Below are 19,996 nucleotides of genomic sequence, written 5' to 3'. Positions count from 1 at the left end.
TTGATATTTCGTCTGAATTGAATTTGCGTCGTTTTAGACAATTCGTCCGCCGTGGTATAGTCCCCGATAAGAGAATATCCTAACCGCCTGAATTGGTGGTCATAATAAGGGCTATGCGCGGATGCTTCAGGGCGGACTGATCTTTATCGTTGCCATGACCTATATCGGTCTGTTGTTTGCCATTGCCCATTATGGTGACAAATATGCCGATAAATGGCGCGCATCCCGGCTCAAGCCGACGATCTATGCGCTTTCGATGGCGGTCTATTGCACCAGCTGGACCTTTTTTGGCTCGGTCGGGACGGCGGCCACGCGTGGCTGGGCGTTTCTTCCGATCTATATTGGTCCGCTGATTGTCATGATCCTTGGTTTTGGCATCATGACCAAGATCGCGCGCGTCTGCCATCAACAGAACATCACCTCCATCGCCGACTTTCTGGGATCACGCTATGGCAAAAGCCAAAGTCTGGCTGCCCTTGTTGCCCTGATCGCCGTGGTCGGCGTGCTTGCCTATATCTCGTTGCAGCTTAAAGCCGTGTCGCTGTCATTTGATGTGCTGATCGGCGAGCTGGGCGAACAGGTGGTGCGTCATTCGGCAGGCCATTTTTCCAAGGATACGGCCTTTTATGTCACGATCCTGATGGCGGTTTTCGCCATCCTGTTTGGTGTGCGCTACATCCATTCCTCCGAACATCACGACGGGCTTATTCTGGCCGTTGCCTTTGAAAGTCTGGTCAAGCTCGCAGCGCTTTTGCTGGTCGGGTTCTTTGTTGTCTATGGCCTGTTTGACGGCTTTGCCGATATCAATAAACGCGCACTGTCCGACCCCGCCGTCCGGCAACTTTTCAGCCCCGATACCTGGCTGACATCGCATTTCTTCATTGCGACCCTGCTTGCTGCCTTTGCGATGTTCTGTTTGCCGCGCCAGTTCCATGTGACCTTTGTTGAAAATGATGACAGCCGCAATCTTGTCAGCGCGCGCTGGCTGTTTCCGGCCTATCTGGTGGCGATCAATATCTTTGTTGTGCCGATTGCGGTGGCCGGATTGTTCATGTTTGGCGGCGATCCGCAGGTCAATCCCGATACATTCGTTCTGACCCTGCCGCTTCTGGGCGGGCAGGACTGGCTGGCGGTGGTTGCCTTTATCGGCGGGCTTTCGGCCAGTACCGGCATGGTGATCGTGTCCTGTGTGGCGGTATCGACCATGGTTTGTAACGACCTGATCATGCCGCTTTTGCTGCGCTCGGAAAAATTGCAAAACCGCATGGCGGGCGATGTCAGTCAGGTATTGCTGAAAATCCGCCGGGCTGCGGTGGTGTTGCTGCTGTTTCTGGCTTACGGGTTCTATCGGTTCCTGTCGGAAAAATATGCGCTGGCCGATATCGGCATGCTGTCCTTTGCCGCCATGGCGCAATTTGGTCCCGCCGTTCTGGCGGCGATCTATCTTAAGAACATTAACCGAACCGGGGTGCGACTTGGTCTGTTGTCGGGCTTTGTTCTGTGGGCCTATACGCTTTTGCTGCCGGTATTTGTCCAAGGCGAATTGCTTCCCGCATCCCTCCTGACCGACGGGCCGTTCGGGATCGCCATCCTTAATCCACAGGCGCTTCTGGGCGTCGGGATTGCTGATCATCTGACCCACGGTGTTGTCTGGTCGCTTGGGGTGAATTTTGTTCTGATGTTTGTCGGATCGGCGATTGGTGTGCAGGGCGTCACCCAGCGTCGGCAGGCCCAGGTTTTTGTCGATGTCTGGCGCAAGAATACCAAGGCGCGCAACGATACCTGGATGGGCCGCGTTACCCTTGGCGACCTTGAAGATTTGGCCGCACGCTTCCTTGGCAAACACTGGGCACAGCGTGCCTTTCGCAATTATCTGCAATCGCGCGGCGGCGAACCAAAGCGTTCCGACCTTGCCGATGTTGATGCCGCAAGCTTTACCGAACATCTTCTGTCGGGTGCGGTGGGGGCGGCATCGTCGCGCGTGGTGATGGCGTTGCTGTTGCCTGACAAGGCTGTATCACGCCGCGATGCGATGGAGCTTCTGGACGAAGCATCCGAGGCCATCAAGTTCAACCGTGACCTGTTGCTCAATACCCTTGAAAACATCTCCCAGGGGGTCGGGGTGTTTGACCAGAACCTGCGCCTGGCGACATGGAACCATCGCTTTATCGATCTTCTGGGCATTGCCACCAATGATATTCAGGTCACCTTGCCGCTGTCCGAACTGGTGCGGATTTGCCGGGACAATGAAATGCGGTCGGTCGATATTGATATTCTTCTGGGCCGCAATGCAGCCCCCCAGATGCGCAGGCTTCCCCACACCTATGAACGCAAGCGGTCTGACGGCATGGTGCTTGAAATTCGCACCAACCCGATGCCTGATGGCGGCTTTGTGGCCACCATTGCCGATATCACCGCGCGTGTGCGCACCGAAGAAGCCCTTCGCGAAAGTGAACGCAATATCCGGATCTACACCGATAATATTCCGGTGATGATCGCCTATGCCGATAAAAACCAGCGTCTTCGTTTTACCAACCGTCCCTATGAACGGATGTTTGGCCTTCGCAGGGTCGAGGCCCACGGCATGTCCGTCAGCGAGGCAGTGGGCGAGGAACGCTATGTCCATCTCGCCCCGATGATCGAGCTTGTCCTTAAGGGATATCGTCAAAGTTTCGAAATCGAATTCCCGGCGATCACGCGCAACCGCAATGATGAACGCGGCATTCAGGGGGTCCGCGAAGGCCGTTATGCCGAGGGCACCTATATCCCGCACTTTGATGAAACCGGTGAAGTGTTGGGCTATTTCTGCATCTATCACGACATCACCGAACGCAAGACCGCCGAACAGGCCCTTAAGGAAGCCAACGAAGGCCTTGAGGCCCGCGTGACCGAACGCACCCACGCGCTTGAGGTCCTCAATTCCGAGCTTTCCGTTGCCAAGGAACAGGCAGAAACCGCCAACGATACCAAAACCCGCTTCTTTGCTGCGGCCAGCCATGATCTTTTGCAGCCGCTTAATGCGGCGCGTCTGTTCACCGTGGCCCTGGGGGGTAAACAGGGACTGGCCGAGGATATCCTTGATCTGGTCGGCAAGGTCGACCTTTCGCTTAAGGGGGTCGAGGAACTGCTGAACGAGCTTCTCGACATCTGCAAGCTTGATGCCGGTGCGATGCAACCGACCATCCGTGACTTTGCAATCAATGATGTTCTGGGCGCGCTTGAAACCGAATTTGGCCCGATTGCCGAAAATGCGGGGCTAAGTTTCCGGGTGCATAAACGCGATCTTTGGGTGCGTAGTGACAGTCGATTGCTCCGCCGTATCCTGCAAAACTTCATTTCCAACGCCATGCGCTATACCCGCACTGGCGGTGCGGTGGTCGGGTGCCGTGTACGCGGTGATAAATTGCAGCTCGAAGTCTGGGATAGCGGGCCGGGCATCCCCGAAGACAAACTGAAAATCATCTTCCGCGAATTCCATCGCCTTGATGGCCCGGAAACCACCGATGTAAAGGGGCTTGGTCTTGGCCTTGCGATTGTCGATCGTCTGGGCAAATCGCTGGGTCATCCGGTATCGGTGCGCTCGCGCCCCGGTCGTGGCACGGTCTTCTCGGTCGAAGTGCCGCTCGGTGTTGCCGATACAAGCCTTGTGCCCAAACCCAAACGCCGCATGGCGGGCGAGTTGGGCGGCTTGCGCGTGCTCTGTATCGATAACGAACCCGATATCCTTGATGGCATGAATGCGATGCTGGGCAACTGGGATTGCGTCGTGGCAACCGCGCAGTCGGCCCGTGCCGCCGAAGACCTTCTGACCGGATCAGAACCGGGCAAGGGCACCTTCGTCCCCGATATCATCCTTGCCGATTACCACCTTGATTCGGGTCGGACCGGGCTTGAAGTCCTGATCCGGCTTCGCGATGTTCACGGCGTTAACGTTCCGGGCGTCATCATCACCGCCGACCGCTCCACCGAAACCGCCGACCTGATCCGCGAACAGGGATTCTCCCTGCTCAACAAACCGCTGCGTCCTGCGAAGCTGCGTGCGCTGATGACGCGGGCGCTCAATCGGTTGGGGAGTGATGCGGCGGAGTAGAAACTATTCGCATAGGCTGTCAAATTTACGTATAAAAGCCTGCTGTTTCTCCGCTGATTCAAGAAGTTCGTCTTTGTAACAGGCAAGGTATGATTCGAGCAGATATTGTAAAGTGTCTCTATAGACAATTTTACCATGCTTACATACAGCTTTGTTCCCAGACGCTCTGATCCGCCATCCATTTTTTGTTCTTGCTTCGTGCAGTAAAGCGCAGCGGATGTTCACATAGAAGTCAGTAGCTAGTTTTTCGTCGAACAAATCTGAAAACAAGGGCGCTGTTGTTAAGAACTCGACATAGAGACTCTTGCTTCCGCTGTATTCAAATTTCCCCAGTAATTGCCCGCGCGGTACGAATTTGTAAGTTAATCCGTTCCGGAATGCCGCCAAGAATTCAATCAGTGCGCATTGAATAGAAACAATGGAGTAGCCCTCACCTTTTTGTTCTCCATGCTTCATTAGAAGTTGTATCGGGTATATGTATCTTGTTGTGAGTCTCTTCATCAGAAACTCATTGTACGCCTTCAGCCAAAGCTCTTCAGAAGGTGAGGTCTGGATGCAATCCCGGAGCTCTAGCCAATCGAATCCCGTAAAGTTTCCTGCTATCTGAGTTGCTAGTTTTGCAGGCTCAAACTCCATTCTTCTATATCCTTGCTATGCGTGGTCTGCCACTTACAAATGAAGAAGAAACAAAAGATTGTGTCTACTTATACTTACGCACTCTCTCGAACCGGTTGTATCAAAACATCGGCTGGAATACCCCAAACCTCGTTCAGCTTTCTGATCTGTGTAAGTGACAGGCTGGTCTTGTGGTTGAGGAATTCGGACGCACGGGAACGACTGCCAAGCAATTTGCCAAGTTCGGCGCGTTCCAGCCCATTTTGCTCCATATAAAACAGCACAGCTTCGACCGCATCGGGTGCAGCAATCGGGTACTGTTGTGCTTCATACTGGTCGATCAGAATGCCAAGCACTTCAAGCTGGTCGGCTTCTGGCGTGCCCGGTTTGGCATCCCAAAGATTTTCAACAAGCTCCATTGCCGCTTCATAGTCGGCTTCGGTCTTGATCGGTTTGAGGGCGTAGGTGGTTTGCATCTCTTTCTCCTGCCAAGTCCGGTTAGAACCTGTCGACGGTTTTGGCATCGATCTTGTCGTATTCCGCATGGGTGCCGATGAACTTGATCCATGCGATCTGGACGTCATAGCGAAAGGCGACAATCAGGCGATAGTCATTGCCGTGTATCTTGAACCTGATGCGTTCGGCATTGATTGATTTCGCCGTGCTGAAAACGTTCAGAACATCCTGATGGCTTTGCCAGTTTGCTTTACGGGTCCGGTCAAACCATGCCTTAAGGGGCTGTTCCGTTTCAGGATGTTTAAGCCAGAAATCGACAAGCGCCTTACGGGCAATGATACGCATACGGTTTCCTGACGCGGGTTTGCTTCAATCCATCCATTACTGGTAAAGTACCATGTTCCGAAATTTGGAACAATATCGTTTTATCGTGCAATCTGTTTATCGTGCTGTAAGCACAAGTTTTGCACCCATCGCAACAAACGCCCCGGAAAACCCCTTGCCAATCCAGCTCATGACTTTCGGGCGTTCGATGATGTGGCTGCGCAATGCTCCGGCAAAGCATCCATAGATCACAAACACCCCGAACGTCATCGCCATGAAGATCAGGCCGAGCAGGGTCATTTCCGCTGTGGTGTCGAGCGTATTCGCGCGCACAAACTGTGGCAGGAAGGCGAGGAAGAAGACAGACAGTTTGGGGTTGAGCAGATTAAGCAAAATGCCATCCCGGATGATTTTGAAGATGCCGGTTTTGGTCTCAACGGCGGTGACTTTCATCGCACCGGTGCCAAACCACATGCCCCAGGCCATATAAAGAAGCCAGGCCACACCGAGATAACGCACGATTTCAAAGGCAACCGCGCTGGCATGAAGCAGGGCAGCAAGGCCAAGGATGCTGGCCGCCATATGGGGCACGATGCCAAGGGTGCAGCCAAAAGCCGCCCAGATACTGGCCTTCATGCCGCGTCCCAATCCAAGGGCGAGGGTGTAAATCACTCCGGTGCCGGGCAGGGCGACGATGATGAGCGATGTGATCAGGTAATCAAGGGTGATCATGGTGCGTCCGTTTGGTTGACTGTGGTGCAGTCAATTTACGGATGGAGCGGGCAGCATTCTTGAACGGAATTGCAGGATGTTGGTTCGGCGCAGGTTGGGGGCGTTAGGGCCGAAAATCGGAAATGTGAGGATTTCTCACTTTTTCTGAGTAGCCCGCGCATAACGGCCCGGTGTCAGGCCGTAAGCCCGCACAAAATGGCGGTTCAGGTGGCTTTGATCGGCAAAACCCGTGCTATGTGCAATATCGGCAAGCGGCTGACCCGCCCGGATCAGGGTGCGGGCAAGGTCAATGCGCCGCTGGATCAGATAGGCATGCGGGGTCAGGCCGGTGGCACGGGTAAATTCGCGCAGGGTTTGAAAGCGGCTCAAGCCCGTGGCGTTTGAAAGATCATCAAGGCTGTGAGCCTGTACAGGGCAATCATCAAGCAGGGATCGGGCCCGCTTGATCCGGACATTGGCGACCGCGCGGCGCGTTTCGTGACTGGATGTGACGGCATCTGGCGTAAGCAGGGCGTGATGAAGCAGCAGCACAAGCATTTCATCACGGCGGAGCTTTGTTGCAGCCTCTGTCCCGTGGGTGATCGCATCAAACAGGGCGGCAAAACAGGTTCGGACATGTGGCTGATCCATCACCGGGCGGGTGAATTCATAGCTGTCGCTTGTTCCGCCGGGCAGATCCGATGCGGCTTGCGCAATCACCGATGGATCGAAATACAGCATGTTCCAGGAACGCGGCGCATCGCCAATCGGATGGCCGTCATGGATTTCGCGCGGATTGACCGTGATGATATTGCCAGCCCCGGCTTCGACCATGCCGCGCCCGGATGCGGATTTCTGGGCACCGGCAAACATCAGCCCGATCCCGAATGTTTCATGGCTGTGCTTGGCAAAGCTGTGGCGCGTGCTGGCGCGGACGGCTTCAACACCAAGGCAATCATGAATAAGGATTTCGACCTGATCTGACATCGGCAAAAGGTGGCAGCGATGCCCGCCTTTGGCAAGGGGCATCCGCATAGGCGCAAGTCATCATCTGTAAGCGGGATATCGGGAACCCGGTTTTAGCCCGTGCGGGCCAGCGCATTGCCATTGCTGCCGTGATTGTGCGGGCCAAGCAATTCGCGCAACCCACCAAGCCCGTCGACATGATTGGCAATCACACGGGTCACGATCAAAAGCGGCACAGCCACCAGAATACCGACCACGCCCCACATCCAGCCCCAAAAGGCAACGGCCAGAATGATGGCAATCGAATTGATGCGCAGCCGGTTGCCGACAAGGGCGGGGGTGATGATCTGGCCTTCAAGGGCGGTACAGGCAAAATAAAGCGCCGGGGCCAAAAGCGCCTCGCCCGTGGTCTGCATCGATACCAGCCCGACAATGGCAACAATCGCAATCCCGGTCAGCGCACCAAGAATTGGCACATAATTCAGAACCGCGGCTGCAATTCCCCAAAGCACAGGATTGGGCAGGCCGATAATCGCCATCAGGCTACCAACAAGGATGCCAAGCGTAATGTTGATCGCCGTGATCGTGGCAAGATAGCGAGATACCTCGCGTTCGATATCATGGGCAATGCGAAGCCCCTTGCGCCGGTCACCAAAGGTCGGAAGGGCACGCACAAGCTTCTCGTAAACAAGATCCCCGGCCGACAGGATGAACAAAAGCAGCACCAGCATCATCGCAATACCTGCAAGGATATCGGGCGCACCTTCGGCGGCCTGACTGATCAGGTTGGGTTCGGTGACAACGACCTTCTGGACATTGTCGTCACCACCATTCTGGTCGGTGGCCTCTGTGACCTGTTGCTGGGCATCGCGGAGTTTATCAAGCGGCTCGCTCAGATCGGCAAGACGCAGGCGCAACTGCTTTTCGATCTGTGGAGCTTCATCGATCCAGCCTGATACCGGGCCGCTTAGGCCATAGATACCGGCAATGACCGATGCGCTCAGGCCAAGAACGATGGCAAATGCACTGATGCTGCGCGGGATACGAAACTGCGCCATGGCGCGCACCAGCGGGGAGAAAACCAGTGACAGCAAGAAAGCCAGGATCACCGGCAGCAAAAGACTTTGTGCAACATAAAGACAGCCAAGCGCAAGAATGGCAAAGCTTCCGATCACCGATATCGTGCGTGCCCGGCGATAGACCAGTGCGCGCGCCTGTGTGGATGCGGTTCTGGTTGCTGGTCCGTCTGTGGTGGCATTGCAGCTGTTTCCGGTACTGGTGTCGTTTGGTGTGTTTGCGGCACCTTGGGCGCTCATATGTTGCTCCGGCCTTGTTCTGCCGGGCGATATGCATGCGGCAGCTGTCCGTATCAATAACGTTCGATTATGCCGGGTTGTTCCATCAAAAAGGGCGCATCATCCATGGAATGATGCGCCCGGTTCGTATCAGGTCTGGTCTGCGTTCAGACCGATGGCATCAGCCATAAAAAGGTGACGCCATATCGATGCTGGCGGCCTCGGTCGGGGTGGCATCGAACACGCGGGTATAGAAGGCCGCATTGAGTTGCTTTGTTTCCGTCGGAAAATAGTCAATCGCGAACTTCTTGGCATTTTCGATGGAATCAAAGGCATAGAAACCCCCGACAGTTCCGGTGTGAAGACCGCTCAGCCAGGTTTTTGCCATCAGGCCCGGCTGCTGTTTGAGGATCGGGTTGAATTTCCGCCATGGGCCATTGTCAAACGGCAGAACATTCAGCTGCACCTCGGTATAGACGAAGGCCGCGGGTTTCTGATCAAGGCGGGCACCATAATGCACCGAATTCATGTCGATGCTGGCTTCCTGTGTGGCAACCGCATCAAAGACACGCGTGGTCTGGGCAACACCAAAGCTGCGTGCTTCGGCCGGGAAATAGTCGGTGACGAATTTCTGGGCGTTCTCGATGGTGTCAAAGGCATAGATGCCACCAGCGGAATTGTTGCCAAGCCCCGATAGCCAGGTCTTGTTCAGGAAACCCGGCAGGGCCTTGATCTTGTCATTGATCGCCTGCCAGGGAACCTGATCAAACGGGGCGGAAATCTGAAGTTCGGTATAGACAAAAGCGTTCTGGGTCATCGGGGTGGCTCCGTTTTTGGCATTGCTTGCAGCGTTCAAAAGGCCGGGGGTGAGAAGGGCGGTACCGGCAAGGGCGATGCCCGTGCCAGCCTGTTTCAGAAAGGCCCGCCGGTCGGGGTGATGACCGGGTTCAGGCATGAACAGCGAAGGTCGTTTCGGACCGATTGTCATGTTGGTTGATCCATGTGGTTAGTAAATATAACGATCGTTATATAAATGAGTGATCGACAATCGGGCTGCTGTCAATTAAAAATATAACGGTCGATATATTTTTGAGGATCGCATGGTCAAAAACCAGACGCGCAAGGAAGAAACCCGGCGAAACATTCTTGATGCTGCAAGCCGCAGTTTCCGGGAAAAGGGCTTTGCCGGGGTCGGGGTGGACGGCATTGCCAAGGCGGCCAATGCGACCTCGGGGGCGTTCTATGCCCATTTCGGATCAAAGGACGGGGCGTTTCGCGCGGCCCTTGATCTTGGTCTTGATGAAGTGATTGATGGCATCCCCCGATTCCAGCGTGATTTTGGCGATGGCTGGACCGATGCCTTTATCGAATATTATCTGGGCCGGGCCCATCGCGATGATCTGGCGTGCGGCTGTGCGATGACCAGCCTGTCACCGGAAATGGGACGGGCAGATGATGAAACGCGTGCGCTTTATGATCGAAAGATGCAAACAATTGCCGGACTGATTGCCGGGGGATTGCCGCAATTCCCGGAAGATCAGCGCCTTGAAAAGGCCTGGGCATTTTTGGGGGTTCTGATTGGCGGGCTGACGGTTGCACGTGCGCTAAGCGACGATGCCGCAATTGATGCAGTATCCGGTGCGATCAGGGCCACAGCCAAGGGGATTCTGATCCCCTGAGGGGATCAGCAAAGCTCCAAAATTGGCAGGGCAGGAGGCTTTGGTGGCAGGAGGATTTGGTGATTAAGGCGGGTTTGCCTTACGCCTCGATTGCCGGTTCCTGAAGTTGCAATTCGCGGGCAATGATCACGGCCTGTGTGCGGCTATGGACCGAAAGCTTGCGCAGGATGGCTGATACATGGGCCTTGACCGTGGCTTCGGTCACATCAAGCTCATAGGCGATCTGTTTGTTGAGCTTGCCTTCGGTCAGCATGTTCAGAACACGAAGCTGCTGTGGGGTAAGCTGCCCGATTTTCTCGGCCAGACCGTTAGCCTCGTCATCGGCAGGTCCGTTTTCCATGGCTTCGCGGGCCCAGTCGGGCATCCACATGCCGCCATCCAGAACGGTTTTCACCGCAAGCCCGATCTGGTCGACCGGTGCTGATTTCGGGACAAAGGCCGACGCGCCATATTCAATCGAACGGCGCACCACCGGAAGTTCCTGACTGGCAGATACGATGGAAACGGGAATATCGGGATAGGATGCGCGCAATGTGAACAGGCCGGTAAAACCGTTCATGCCGGGCATATGAAGATCAAGCAGGACAAGATCAATATCGCCCTTATGGGCTTCGATCTGTTCAATCGCTTCAAACAGGCTTCCCGCCTCATAGACCGTAACGTTATCCAGTTCTGTTGATAATGCCTGTTTCAGGGCCCCGCGTACAAGCGGATGGTCATCAGCGATCAGAATCTGGAAAGTCTCGGTCATCGGCGAGTATCCCCTGGATGTTATTTCCCTGACAGGTCGCGATTATTCTATCCCGATCAATCGGAACTCACAAAGTGTTAGGTGAGAAAATGTTGGGATAATTTGATTTTGGTATGTCTGCGACCCGGAAAGCGACGTTCTGCAAGCAAGGATTATGCGCAGAAGGTTGAGGGAAACCAAAGATCACTCTCGCCCCACGAAATGTGAAACTTTGGCCCCCCTCGCGCCACCGTTTGGGATTATGCATACTAAAACAGGTGCCGTAAACTCCGCATTTGAGGAAAAATGAAATTTATCCTATCAGTTAAATGAATGACCGAAATTCAGTTCTGACAAACGACACTGCGCTGCAATATTGGCGATTTTATACAATCCGTTCCAAAACCGCGCAGCCCAAGGGAAAAAGGACTCACAAATGTCTGAACAGCCGCAAGTGATTCACCGTAAAGACTATAAAGAACCTGACTTTTTTGTAGAAAAGGTCGAACTGGTTTTTGATCTCGAACGGGACGTCACAAATGTCAAATCGCGGCTTTTTATTGCTGCGAATCCTGCGCGCGGCACCGGCAAGGGGGACGAGGTTTTCCTGCATGGCGAAGATATGAAACTGCTTTCGGTCGCCCTTGACGGGGTGCGACTGGCCTCAAGCGATTTTGACGTCGATGCCGAAGGGCTGCGCTTTGCCGCGCCGGGATCAAATTTCATCGCCGAAATCGAAACCCAGATTTCACCCGCCAACAATACCCGGCTTGAAGGCCTTTATGTTTCGCAAAGTGCCTTTTGCACCCAGTGCGAGGCCGAAGGTTTCCGTCGCATTACCTATTTCCCGGATCGTCCCGATGTCATGGCGACCTATAAGGTCACGATCAATGCAGACAAGACGAACTGCCCGGTCTTGCTGTCAAACGGCAATCTGATCGATAGCGGTGATCTTGACGGTGGTCGTCACTTTGCCGTGTGGGAAGATCCGTTCCCCAAACCGTCCTATCTGTTTGCGCTGGTGGCTGGTGATCTTGCCTGTGTCGAAGACAGTTTTGTCACCATGTCGGGCCGCAAGGTCGCGCTGCGCATCTTTGTCGAACATGGCAATGAAGACCGTTGCGATTACGCGATGGACAGCCTGATCAGGTCGATGAAATGGGATGAAGAGGTCTATGGTCTGGAATATGACCTTGATCTGTTTAACATCGTTGCGGTTTCGGACTTCAATATGGGGGCGATGGAAAACAAAAGCCTCAATATCTTTAATGCCAAATATATTCTGGCCAAGCCCGATACCGCAACTGATATGGATTACGAACTGATCGAATCCATTGTGGCGCATGAATATTTCCATAACTGGTCGGGCAACCGTGTGACCTGTCGCGACTGGTTCCAGCTGTCGCTCAAGGAAGGTCTGACCGTTTTTCGTGATCAGGAATTCTCGGCTGATCAGCGGTCCCGCCCGGTTCAACGCATCAAGGATGTCGCCCAACTTCGTGCCCGCCAGTTCCCCGAGGACGGCGGTCCGCTTGCCCATCCGGTGCGCCCGGACAGCTATATGGAAATCAACAATTTCTATACTGCCACGGTCTATGAAAAGGGTGCGGAGCTGATCCGCATGATGCATACGCTTCTGGGTCCGGATGGCTATCGCAAGGGCATTGATCTTTATTTTGACCGCCATGATGGTCAGGCCGTGACCTGTGATGATTTCGCCAAGGCAATGGAAGACGCCAACGGCATTGATTTCACACAGCTCAAACGCTGGTATTCACAGGCTGGTACGCCGGAACTGACCTGGACGGGCAACTATGATGCCGATGCCAAACAGTTCCGTCTGAGTGTTTCACAAAAGACTGCACCGACCCCGGGACAACCGGACAAACAGCCGCTCCATATGCCAATCGCCATTGGTCTTCTTGGTGCTGATGGTTCCGATCTGGTGGCACAGATGGTTGAGTTGACCAGCGATAGTCAGGAATTCGTCTTTGACGGTGTTTCCGAGAAGCCGGTAGTGTCCTTTAACCGGGGATTCTCGGCCCCGGTCAATGTCATGACCGATCAGCCTGATGAAGAACTGGTCTTCCTGATGGGCAATGATTCCGATGCCTTCAATCGCTGGGAAGCAGGCCAGAAATATGCAACCCGCCTGATGCTGTCGGCCATTACCGCATATGAGGAAAATGGTGGCGATGCCGATGCCGCCCTTGATGCGCAGGGCGACAGTGTCGAGTCCTTTATCGCGGCGATGGGCGCAACGCTTATGAATGATGATCTTGATAAGGCGTTTCGCGCCGATGCCGTGATGCTGCCCGGCGAGGAATTCCTGTCCGAGCAACGCAAACCGGCAAACCCCGAAGCCATCCATCAGGTCCGCAAGGCGCTTCGCAAGCGTATCGGTCTCGGTCTGATGGGCGATCTTGCCAACACTTACCATCAGAATGCCTCGAACGCGGCCTTTACCCCGGATGCAACCTCGGCAGGGCAGCGTGCGCTGCGTGCCGCCTCGCTTTCCTATCTGGTGGCAAGCGAGAAGGGCGAATATGCAGATCTTGCCGCAGAACAATATCGCACGGCTGACAACATGACCGATCAGATGGCCGCTCTTTCGGTGCTGAACAATCTTGATCATCCGGGCCGGGCAGAGGCGCTTGCCGATTTCGAGGAACGCTTTGCCAAGGATGGTGTGGTTCTTGATAAATGGTTTGCCCTTCAGGCCGTGTCATCACGCGACGATACGCTTGCACGTATCAAGGATCTGATGAGCCATCCGGCATTTACCATGCGCAACCCCAACAAGGTCCGTTCACTGATCGGCGCATTTGCCATGGGCAATCCGCGCGCCTTCCACGCCAAGGATGGATCGGGCTATGAATTCTATGCTGATCGTCTGATCGAACTTGATGACATCAACCCGCAGGTTGCCGCACGCCTGTGTGCACCGCTGGGCACATGGGCGAAATATGATGGTGAACGTGCGAGCTTGATGAAGGCGGCACTCGAACGCGTTCTGGCCAAGCCGGAAATCTCGCGCGATCTTTATGAAATTGCCTCGAAATCAATCGCAAGCTAGGCGCGCGATGTGATCACTGGCATCAATAGAAAAGGGCGGCTCTGATGGAGCCGCCCTTTTTGCCGGAACGATACCAGCCTCTGATCAGGTCAGCTTCATGCGTTCGCTAAATTCCCGCATCCGGTCAGAAAGGTTGCGCGCCATCTCGGAAAGCTGATGGCTTGCGGTATTAAGGTCCTGGGCATTGCGCCCGGTCCCCAATGCCCCTTCATTGACAAAGCGGATCATCTCATCCATCGAACCGGCACCCTCGGCAATGCGCTGAACGTTTTCGGAAATTTCGCTCGTTGCACGGCGCTGTTCATCGACCGAATGCGTAATGGTCGACTGGATGTCATTGACCTGATGGATGACGTCGCCAACCGTACTGATCGACTGGGCGGCTTTCTGGACTTCCTGCTGGATTGCGGTGGTCAGATCGCCAATCTGCCCGGTCGCACTTGCAGTCTGGTCGGCCAGCGATTTGACCTCGTTGGCCACGACGGCAAAGCCCTTGCCAAGTTCACCGGCGCGTTCTGCCTCGATTGTCGCATTCAGCGACAGAAGCTTGGTGCGATGCGCGATATCGTTGATCAGATCAATGATCGAGCCGATCTCGGAACTGGCCTTTTCAAGCGATCCGATATTGCGCTGGCTTTCCTCGGCTTCCTTCTGTGCCCGTCCGGTCACATCGGATGCCTCGGTTGCCTGACGGTTGATCTCGGCAATCGAGGATGAAAGTTCCTCGACCGCGGTGGCGACATTCTGGGTGTTTGATGCGGCTTCACGCGATACATCAAGCGCCCCGCCAGATTGCTGAACCGTATTTTGCGACTGGTCGGTCAACTCGCTGGCAAGTTCAAGAAGGCCTTCGGACTGCTCGGTTACCGATTGGGCAACACGGGCAACCTCGGCCATCATTTCGGTGACGGCGATCTTGCTTTCCTCACGTTCGGTCACCGCATTCCATGCCAGCATGGTGCCCAGTAGCGCATTATCCTTATCCCGAACCGGGGCTGCCAGAATTTCAAGATAATCGCGTTTGTTGCGGATGATTTCGGTAAAGGGCAGGTTATCGGGATTGGACAGGCGGGACTGGAAGTCCGTTCCGAGTTCAAGGAAATCCCCCGAAACCGTGCTTGCCGTACCACCAACATAGTCTTGGGCGCTGGCATTAAGATATCCGACGTCGCCATCTGGCGTGATCAATGCAGTCATGGTCGGGGTGTGTTCGACCATGTTTTGCAGGATCAATGCCTGACGTACCGAGGACCGCAGCGCAATCAGGGCTTTCTTCATCTCGCCGATTTCGTCACTGCCGACCTGTGGCAGACTGACATTGGTGTCGCCTTCGGAAATCGACGTCATGGCACGGGCAAAGGCCCGCAGATTGCGAAATACCGTCGTTCGCAACAGAACCCAGCCGGCAATCCATGCGGCAAGCAGCACTCCGATCAGGATTTCAATCGACAATGTCCGAAGATCATCTGTCTGGGCATAGAAGTCCGAAATATCGCGGTCAAACACCGCTTCGGCCCATATTCCGCCGCGACCGTCACTGATGGCAACGTCAACAGCCGCGCGGTGTGTTGCCGATATGCTGTCCTTGGCACCTTCAGATGTTCCGCTTTCAGGGGCAGCTATACCTTCCTGTGCATCTTCTGTTGCCGGAAGGGCCACACCGCCCTCATCGGCAGCACCGTCTTCAAGGCTTTCAAAAAGCACGGCACCGGATTTATCGAGAATCTGGAAATTCCCGCCCAGAACCTTGCCAATGCCTGCAAGTGTGGGCAGTGGATCGGTGATCACTTCAAGATAGCCAACCGCGCGGAAACCGCCGACCGGCAGGATCAGGCTAAAGACCGGGCGGCCTTCGGGCGTGGTCCACATGAAGCTTGCCGGTTTGCGGGCCTCGCCCTTGTCGCGACCTGTCAAAAAGGCTTTGACGTCGGCATCATCTGTCGCGCTCGATCCCAGATTGGCCTTTGATGTGGCGAGCTGGTTGAAGTCCTGGTCATAGGCGATGGCGTCAATCAGATTGATATCGCCCTGAACCACCTCGCGCGCATTTGACAGAATATCGAGCTCTGCCTTCATGCGTGTCTGGTCATTTTCCTGATAGCTTTTCACCAGACTGCCAAGACGTGACCATTCATTGGCAATTGGTGTGATTTTGTCTGCATAGTCGGCCGCCACACGCGATCCGACAAAGAAATTGACCGTTCCGCTGACCGAGTTATTCAGCGTTTCAACAGCAAAATTGCGATAGGTATCTCCCGTCCAAAGCAGCATCCATGTAACAGCACCTGAAACCAGTAACCCCGTTACAAGCAAAATACGCCGTAACGTCAGAAGGCTGGTTGCACCTCCTGCAATAGCCGTCTTTGCGGCTTTATCTCCCGTCATATCCATCACTCCAGAGCAAACCGTTTTTTCTTTTTGTCTTGTCTCGGTGTCTCGCTCCCACCTGGTCTACTTCTTGAGAGTAGTTTTCATGATCCAAACAGAGCTGAAATTGGAAAACAATCTTTTAGTTGAAAGAAACCGCTAAAACCTGCGGGAAATTCTGCAATTTGCATGTGTTTGAATGGGGGGTGTTCTCTTTTAGATGGTGTCAATCAGGGCGCGAGAAAAGCCAATGGTTTGAAATTCAGGGAAAAAATTTGCGAATGTGTGTGATAATCGTTTGCAATTGCATTTTGGATGCTCTATGACTGTTTTTGTCAAATGCAGACGGCGATGTCGTTTGCGACCGGTCATCAGGCTGACATGGCGTGCCTGATGACCATTATCTTCGGGACTCTCTCTCCCCGAAGGTCGATCTCTCTCACTTGTGGGGGCTGGTATCCGGTTTATTGTGCGGGACAATGCCGGGCTTAATACCAGCCCTCCTTTTTTTGCCATGACTTCCGATCCGTCTTTTCTTGCTCAATCCCTGACCGGGCCTGCCATAACTTTGCTCTATATAAAGTGCAGTGTTGGCGATTGAACGGCTTTAGCGTTTTATAAACGTGCTGGCGGTTACAAAACGATAGTCACAATGATGTCGTGAAGGATGGCCAAGTTCATGGTTGGCGAAGACCAAACCAACAAACCCGATTTGCATGCGACGCCCGAGCCGGATCAGCAACCTGAGCCCGAGCAAAAGGACGCGCCGCTACCGGCCTTTATCTATGGCCGTGACGGGCATGGTGATGGCAACGGGCGCGCAGGACTTCGCGCTGGTGATCGGCAAAACTTTAATGCACGGATAGCTGATATGGATCGCAAAACCCTTCTTGGCCTTGTCACAGGGGCCGGTATGCTTGGTCTGGTCCTGTTCTTTGCCGGAATGCTGGTGGGCGCAGGACTGTTTATGGATTCCGATGAAGGCGCGCCAGGTGCCTCAATCGAAAAGGCGCCGGTTGAAATGCTTGCAACCGCCCCCGAAGAGCCCGCTGTGATTTCCGAACCGGTCCCGCAGACCGAACCCCCGGCACCTGCCGCCGAGATCGCCAATCAAAGCGATGACCCGGTTGGGGCTCTGATCGCCCAGCGTAGCGAAGCCCTCGACGATGCTGTCGATGAAGCACAAAAGGACGTCGCGGAAACAACCGGTGAAGCAGTTGATGCGGCATCTGAAATGACCGCATCTGCTAATCCGGAAGAGACGGGGACTCTTTCCGCTCCTGAAATTCGTGATGTCGCCGAATCCCGTGAAGCAGGGGACGCGCCTGCTGCGCCGGTCGTCGAAGAAAAACCTGCGGCCACACCGGCCGAAGCCGGCCCAACACCTCTTGCGCCCCCGACGCCCCCGGCACCCAAGGCATCAGAGCCTGTGGCTGAAACGGCCAAGGCAGCCGAACCTGCGGCGGCACCGGCAAGTGCTGGTGAAGTTGCAACCAACGGTGAAACGCCGTTCTCGGTTCAGGTCGGCGCGTTCAAGGTGCACGAAAATGCCAGCCAGCGTGCAGAAGAACTGCGCAAGAAGGGGCTTTCGGTCGCGGTGGTCGTACGCGGGGCTGCTGATGACAGTGCCTGGTATTACGTGCGTATCGGCAAGTTCGCGACGCTGAAGGAAGCCCGTGATGACGCGGCCAAAATCAAGAAAGATCATGCCCTTGACGGGTTCCCGGTCCGGGCCGAGCCCAATGACCGCGAAGTCAACTAGACCCATACATATATAAAGTGATCTTCAAATGATCTGGCGGGGCGATGCAGAAATGTATCGCCCCGTTTTGTGTTTGTTCAAAACGTTCCGGGCGTGCGGTCTGGTTGGACAGATCGGGGGCAATGGCAATTTTGCCGTTAACGGGTTTGTTTTTGTCCCCTGTTTGCGGCATTCTACTTGCCATCACTGGACAAAGCCTTTAGGCGGTAGGCCCAGAGCTGAAATAATGCTGAAATACAGAGGCGGCCCCGAATGCGGATGGCTGCCGCCCAAGACAGGATGGCTGGCAAATATGAGCACGCACAAGGATTTCCCGAACCTTCACATTCTGGACCACCCGCTGATCCAGCATAAACTGACCCACATGCGCAAGGTCGAAACCTCGACCAAAACCTTCCGGCAATTGCTCAAGGAAATCGCGCTTCTGATGGGCTATGAAATTACCCGCGAACTTCCTGTGAGTTTCGAAGACATCCAGACGCCGATTTGCCCGATGAAGGCACCGATCATTCAGGGCCGCAAGCTCGCCGTTGTGCCGATCCTGCGTGCAGGTTCGGGGATGGCTGATGGCCTGATCGAACTGATGCCGTCGGCCCGTATCGGCCATATCGGTCTTTATCGTGACCCCGAAACCCATATGCCGGTCGAATATCTGGTCAAGCTGCCCGAAGTCGAAGGCCGTACCTTCATTCTGGTCGACCCGATGCTGGCAACCGGCAATTCGGCTGTGGCCGCGATCGATACGCTTAATAAATACGGTGTTGCCGACAAGGATATCCGCTTCATGGCGCTGGTTGCCGCGCCGGAAGGTGTCAAAGTCTTTCAGGATGCGCATCCTGATGTTCCGATCTATACCGCCGGCCTTGACGAGAAGCTTAATGAAAAAGCTTATATCGTGCCGGGACTGGGCGATGCGGGCGACCGTCTGTTCGGGACGCGCTAGGCGATCAGCAATCTGATGCGACCAGTAAAAAAGGGTGCCCGATGGCACCCTTTATTTTTTGCTGTTTTGCGATGCGCGGCTGATCAGCCTTTCGGCGAAACCGTGATATCGACAACGGATCCAGCAAACGAACCGCCCGTAAGCTTGATGGTCGCAACGCGGTTTTCACGGTCATAGACCATGACCGAAATATCGGCACGTACCACGGTGACCTTGCTCCAGCCGAAATTCGGCATTTCGCGTTCATAGAAATCATACATCTGGGCCTGAGAGCCACCGGCATTGAGGACAAGGCGCCCATGCCAGGCATCGGATGCCCCGAAAATGATGCTTCGATCCATATCCAGTGACGAATTCGATGGCATCGGAATATCAGTGAACTGGGTGAAGGACGGTACAGGTTGTCCCCCCTTGCCCGAGTTGCTGCCATCGGACGTCGTATTGGGTACAAGGTTGTTACCGGAACATCCCGCCAGTGAAAGCCCTGCAATCGCAGCAGCACATATAAGATATTGTCGCAGTCTCATGATCTTCCCTCGGTCCCCTGATGCCCGTATTCCGTGATCGGGCATAGATGTCTGCGCCTATCATTACGGCATAATGTAAAGGAAAGGTTCACATATTCGCTTTTGCACCATTTTGTCGGTGTTACCTTTAACCTACTGCCTGCAGGGAGTTCGGGCGACATATATATGTATGTTCGGCTCCTGATTTTGGCACTGCATCAGAAGATATGTGGATGGTTTATGCGAATCACCATTGATTTCTGTGCCGGACGGGCAGGGGGTAAATCCCGTCTTTCGGGCTTGAAGCAGGCGTTCTTGCGCGTTTTTTCAACCAATGGTCCGCCTGCTGTGTGGTTCTGATTGTTGTGGTTGGATGGCGCGATATCTCTAATGGATTGAAAATCAACGTTATTTGTAAAAAAGACGATTAAATGCACTTTTTTCTCAAAAAGGTATTTACAGGTCTGTATTGGGGC

16 protein-coding genes are annotated in these 19,996 nt (G+C 54.5%); 5 read left to right on the top strand and 11 right to left on the bottom strand.

Going from position 1 to position 19,996, the window contains the following annotated elements; genetic code table 11:
- The first annotated feature begins 121 nt into the window (after nucleotides 1–121).
- Nucleotides 122–4,090 carry a hybrid sensor histidine kinase/response regulator gene (locus TH30_RS21470; protein ID WP_114100133.1) on the top strand — a complete coding sequence of 1,323 codons (3,969 nt, stop codon included), beginning with the start codon at nucleotides 122–124 and terminating at the stop codon, nucleotides 4,088–4,090.
- A gap of 3 nt (nucleotides 4,091–4,093) precedes the next feature.
- Here the strand turns inward: TH30_RS21470 and TH30_RS21465 are convergent, their stop codons facing one another.
- From TH30_RS21465 to TH30_RS21435, 7 genes are all read right to left on the bottom strand, one after another.
- On the bottom strand, nucleotides 4,094–4,726 hold the full coding sequence (locus TH30_RS21465) for a hypothetical protein (RefSeq protein ID WP_114100132.1): 633 nt from the start codon (nucleotides 4,724–4,726) through the stop codon (nucleotides 4,094–4,096).
- Between the two features lie 74 nt (nucleotides 4,727–4,800).
- A complete protein-coding gene (locus TH30_RS21460) occupies nucleotides 4,801–5,181 on the bottom strand; it encodes a helix-turn-helix domain-containing protein (RefSeq protein WP_114100131.1) in 381 nt (126 codons plus the stop codon).
- A gap of 22 nt (nucleotides 5,182–5,203) precedes the next feature.
- Nucleotides 5,204–5,506, bottom strand: a complete 303-nt coding sequence (locus tag TH30_RS21455; RefSeq protein ID WP_114100130.1) for a type II toxin-antitoxin system HigB family toxin — start codon at nucleotides 5,504–5,506, stop codon at nucleotides 5,204–5,206.
- Nucleotides 5,507–5,602: 96 nt separating this feature from the next.
- Nucleotides 5,603–6,217 carry a LysE family translocator gene (locus TH30_RS21450; RefSeq protein ID WP_114100129.1) on the bottom strand — a complete coding sequence of 205 codons (615 nt, stop codon included), beginning with the start codon at nucleotides 6,215–6,217 and terminating at the stop codon, nucleotides 5,603–5,605.
- A 135-nt stretch (nucleotides 6,218–6,352) separates the two neighbouring features.
- A complete protein-coding gene (locus tag TH30_RS21445; RefSeq protein WP_258548819.1) occupies nucleotides 6,353–7,231 on the bottom strand; it encodes an AraC family transcriptional regulator in 879 nt (292 codons plus the stop codon).
- Nucleotides 7,232–7,275: 44 nt separating this feature from the next.
- Entirely contained in the window at nucleotides 7,276–8,478 is a 1,203-nt protein-coding gene (locus TH30_RS21440) for an AI-2E family transporter (RefSeq protein WP_114100128.1), read from the bottom strand.
- A gap of 160 nt (nucleotides 8,479–8,638) precedes the next feature.
- Complete coding sequence (locus tag TH30_RS21435; RefSeq protein ID WP_220150357.1) at nucleotides 8,639–9,445, bottom strand: YdhR family protein; 807 nt, start codon at nucleotides 9,443–9,445, stop codon at nucleotides 8,639–8,641.
- Nucleotides 9,446–9,557: 112 nt separating this feature from the next.
- Here TH30_RS21435 and TH30_RS21430 point away from each other — a divergent pair, with 112 nt between their 5' ends.
- The gene (locus TH30_RS21430; protein ID WP_114100127.1) at nucleotides 9,558–10,136 is read left to right on the top strand and encodes a TetR/AcrR family transcriptional regulator; all 579 of its coding nucleotides are present in this window, start codon (nucleotides 9,558–9,560) and stop codon (nucleotides 10,134–10,136) included.
- Between the two features lie 79 nt (nucleotides 10,137–10,215).
- On the opposite strand, the gene TH30_RS21425 is transcribed toward TH30_RS21430, so the two are convergent.
- Nucleotides 10,216–10,887, bottom strand: a complete 672-nt coding sequence (locus TH30_RS21425; RefSeq protein ID WP_114100126.1) for a response regulator — start codon at nucleotides 10,885–10,887, stop codon at nucleotides 10,216–10,218.
- Nucleotides 10,888–11,302: 415 nt separating this feature from the next.
- Here TH30_RS21425 and pepN point away from each other — a divergent pair, with 415 nt between their 5' ends.
- Nucleotides 11,303–13,942, top strand: coding sequence for an aminopeptidase N (pepN, locus tag TH30_RS21420; RefSeq protein WP_114100146.1), 2,640 nt, complete (start codon nucleotides 11,303–11,305; stop codon nucleotides 13,940–13,942).
- Nucleotides 13,943–14,026: 84 nt separating this feature from the next.
- Here the strand turns inward: pepN and TH30_RS21415 are convergent, their stop codons facing one another.
- Complete coding sequence (locus TH30_RS21415; RefSeq protein WP_258548818.1) at nucleotides 14,027–16,327, bottom strand: methyl-accepting chemotaxis protein; 2,301 nt, start codon at nucleotides 16,325–16,327, stop codon at nucleotides 14,027–14,029.
- A gap of 649 nt (nucleotides 16,328–16,976) precedes the next feature.
- Here TH30_RS21415 and TH30_RS21410 point away from each other — a divergent pair.
- Nucleotides 16,977–18,071: an SPOR domain-containing protein gene (locus TH30_RS21410; protein ID WP_114100125.1), complete on the top strand. Its 1,095-nt coding sequence runs from the start codon at nucleotides 16,977–16,979 to the stop codon at nucleotides 18,069–18,071.
- A 292-nt stretch (nucleotides 18,072–18,363) separates the two neighbouring features.
- A complete protein-coding gene (upp, locus tag TH30_RS21400) occupies nucleotides 18,364–19,014 on the top strand; it encodes a uracil phosphoribosyltransferase (RefSeq protein WP_114100144.1) in 651 nt (216 codons plus the stop codon).
- Between the two features lie 83 nt (nucleotides 19,015–19,097).
- Here the strand turns inward: upp and TH30_RS21395 are convergent, their stop codons facing one another.
- Complete coding sequence (locus tag TH30_RS21395; protein ID WP_114100123.1) at nucleotides 19,098–19,541, bottom strand: hypothetical protein; 444 nt, start codon at nucleotides 19,539–19,541, stop codon at nucleotides 19,098–19,100.
- 197 nt (nucleotides 19,542–19,738) lie between these two features.
- Nucleotides 19,739–19,996: hypothetical protein (locus TH30_RS22490; RefSeq protein WP_220150356.1), on the bottom strand; the 258-nt coding region annotated here is incomplete at its 5' end.

Source organism: Thalassospira profundimaris (assembly GCF_003326795.1).
Lineage (GTDB): Bacteria > Pseudomonadota > Alphaproteobacteria > Rhodospirillales > Thalassospiraceae > Thalassospira > Thalassospira profundimaris_C.
This window is presented reverse-complemented; position numbering and strand designations above follow the sequence as displayed.

Coding starts and splice junctions, on each gene's coding strand:
- TH30_RS21470 (WP_114100133.1), top strand. CDS start 122: ATGCTTCAGGGCGGACTGATCTTTATCGTTGCCATGACCTATATCGGT.
- TH30_RS21415 (WP_258548818.1), bottom strand. CDS start 16,327: ATGACGGGAGATAAAGCCGCAAAGACGGCTATTGCAGGAGGTGCAACC.
- TH30_RS21430 (WP_114100127.1), top strand. CDS start 9,558: ATGGTCAAAAACCAGACGCGCAAGGAAGAAACCCGGCGAAACATTCTT.
- TH30_RS21465 (WP_114100132.1), bottom strand. CDS start 4,726: ATGGAGTTTGAGCCTGCAAAACTAGCAACTCAGATAGCAGGAAACTTT.
- TH30_RS21435 (WP_220150357.1), bottom strand. CDS start 9,445: ATGACAATCGGTCCGAAACGACCTTCGCTGTTCATGCCTGAACCCGGT.
- TH30_RS21450 (WP_114100129.1), bottom strand. CDS start 6,217: ATGATCACCCTTGATTACCTGATCACATCGCTCATCATCGTCGCCCTG.
- TH30_RS21460 (WP_114100131.1), bottom strand. CDS start 5,181: ATGCAAACCACCTACGCCCTCAAACCGATCAAGACCGAAGCCGACTAT.
- TH30_RS21440 (WP_114100128.1), bottom strand. CDS start 8,478: ATGAGCGCCCAAGGTGCCGCAAACACACCAAACGACACCAGTACCGGA.
- TH30_RS21455 (WP_114100130.1), bottom strand. CDS start 5,506: ATGCGTATCATTGCCCGTAAGGCGCTTGTCGATTTCTGGCTTAAACAT.
- TH30_RS21425 (WP_114100126.1), bottom strand. CDS start 10,887: ATGACCGAGACTTTCCAGATTCTGATCGCTGATGACCATCCGCTTGTA.
- TH30_RS21445 (WP_258548819.1), bottom strand. CDS start 7,231: ATGCGGATGCCCCTTGCCAAAGGCGGGCATCGCTGCCACCTTTTGCCG.
- TH30_RS21395 (WP_114100123.1), bottom strand. CDS start 19,541: ATGAGACTGCGACAATATCTTATATGTGCTGCTGCGATTGCAGGGCTT.
- pepN (WP_114100146.1), top strand. CDS start 11,303: ATGTCTGAACAGCCGCAAGTGATTCACCGTAAAGACTATAAAGAACCT.
- TH30_RS21410 (WP_114100125.1), top strand. CDS start 16,977: ATGGCCAAGTTCATGGTTGGCGAAGACCAAACCAACAAACCCGATTTG.
- upp (WP_114100144.1), top strand. CDS start 18,364: ATGAGCACGCACAAGGATTTCCCGAACCTTCACATTCTGGACCACCCG.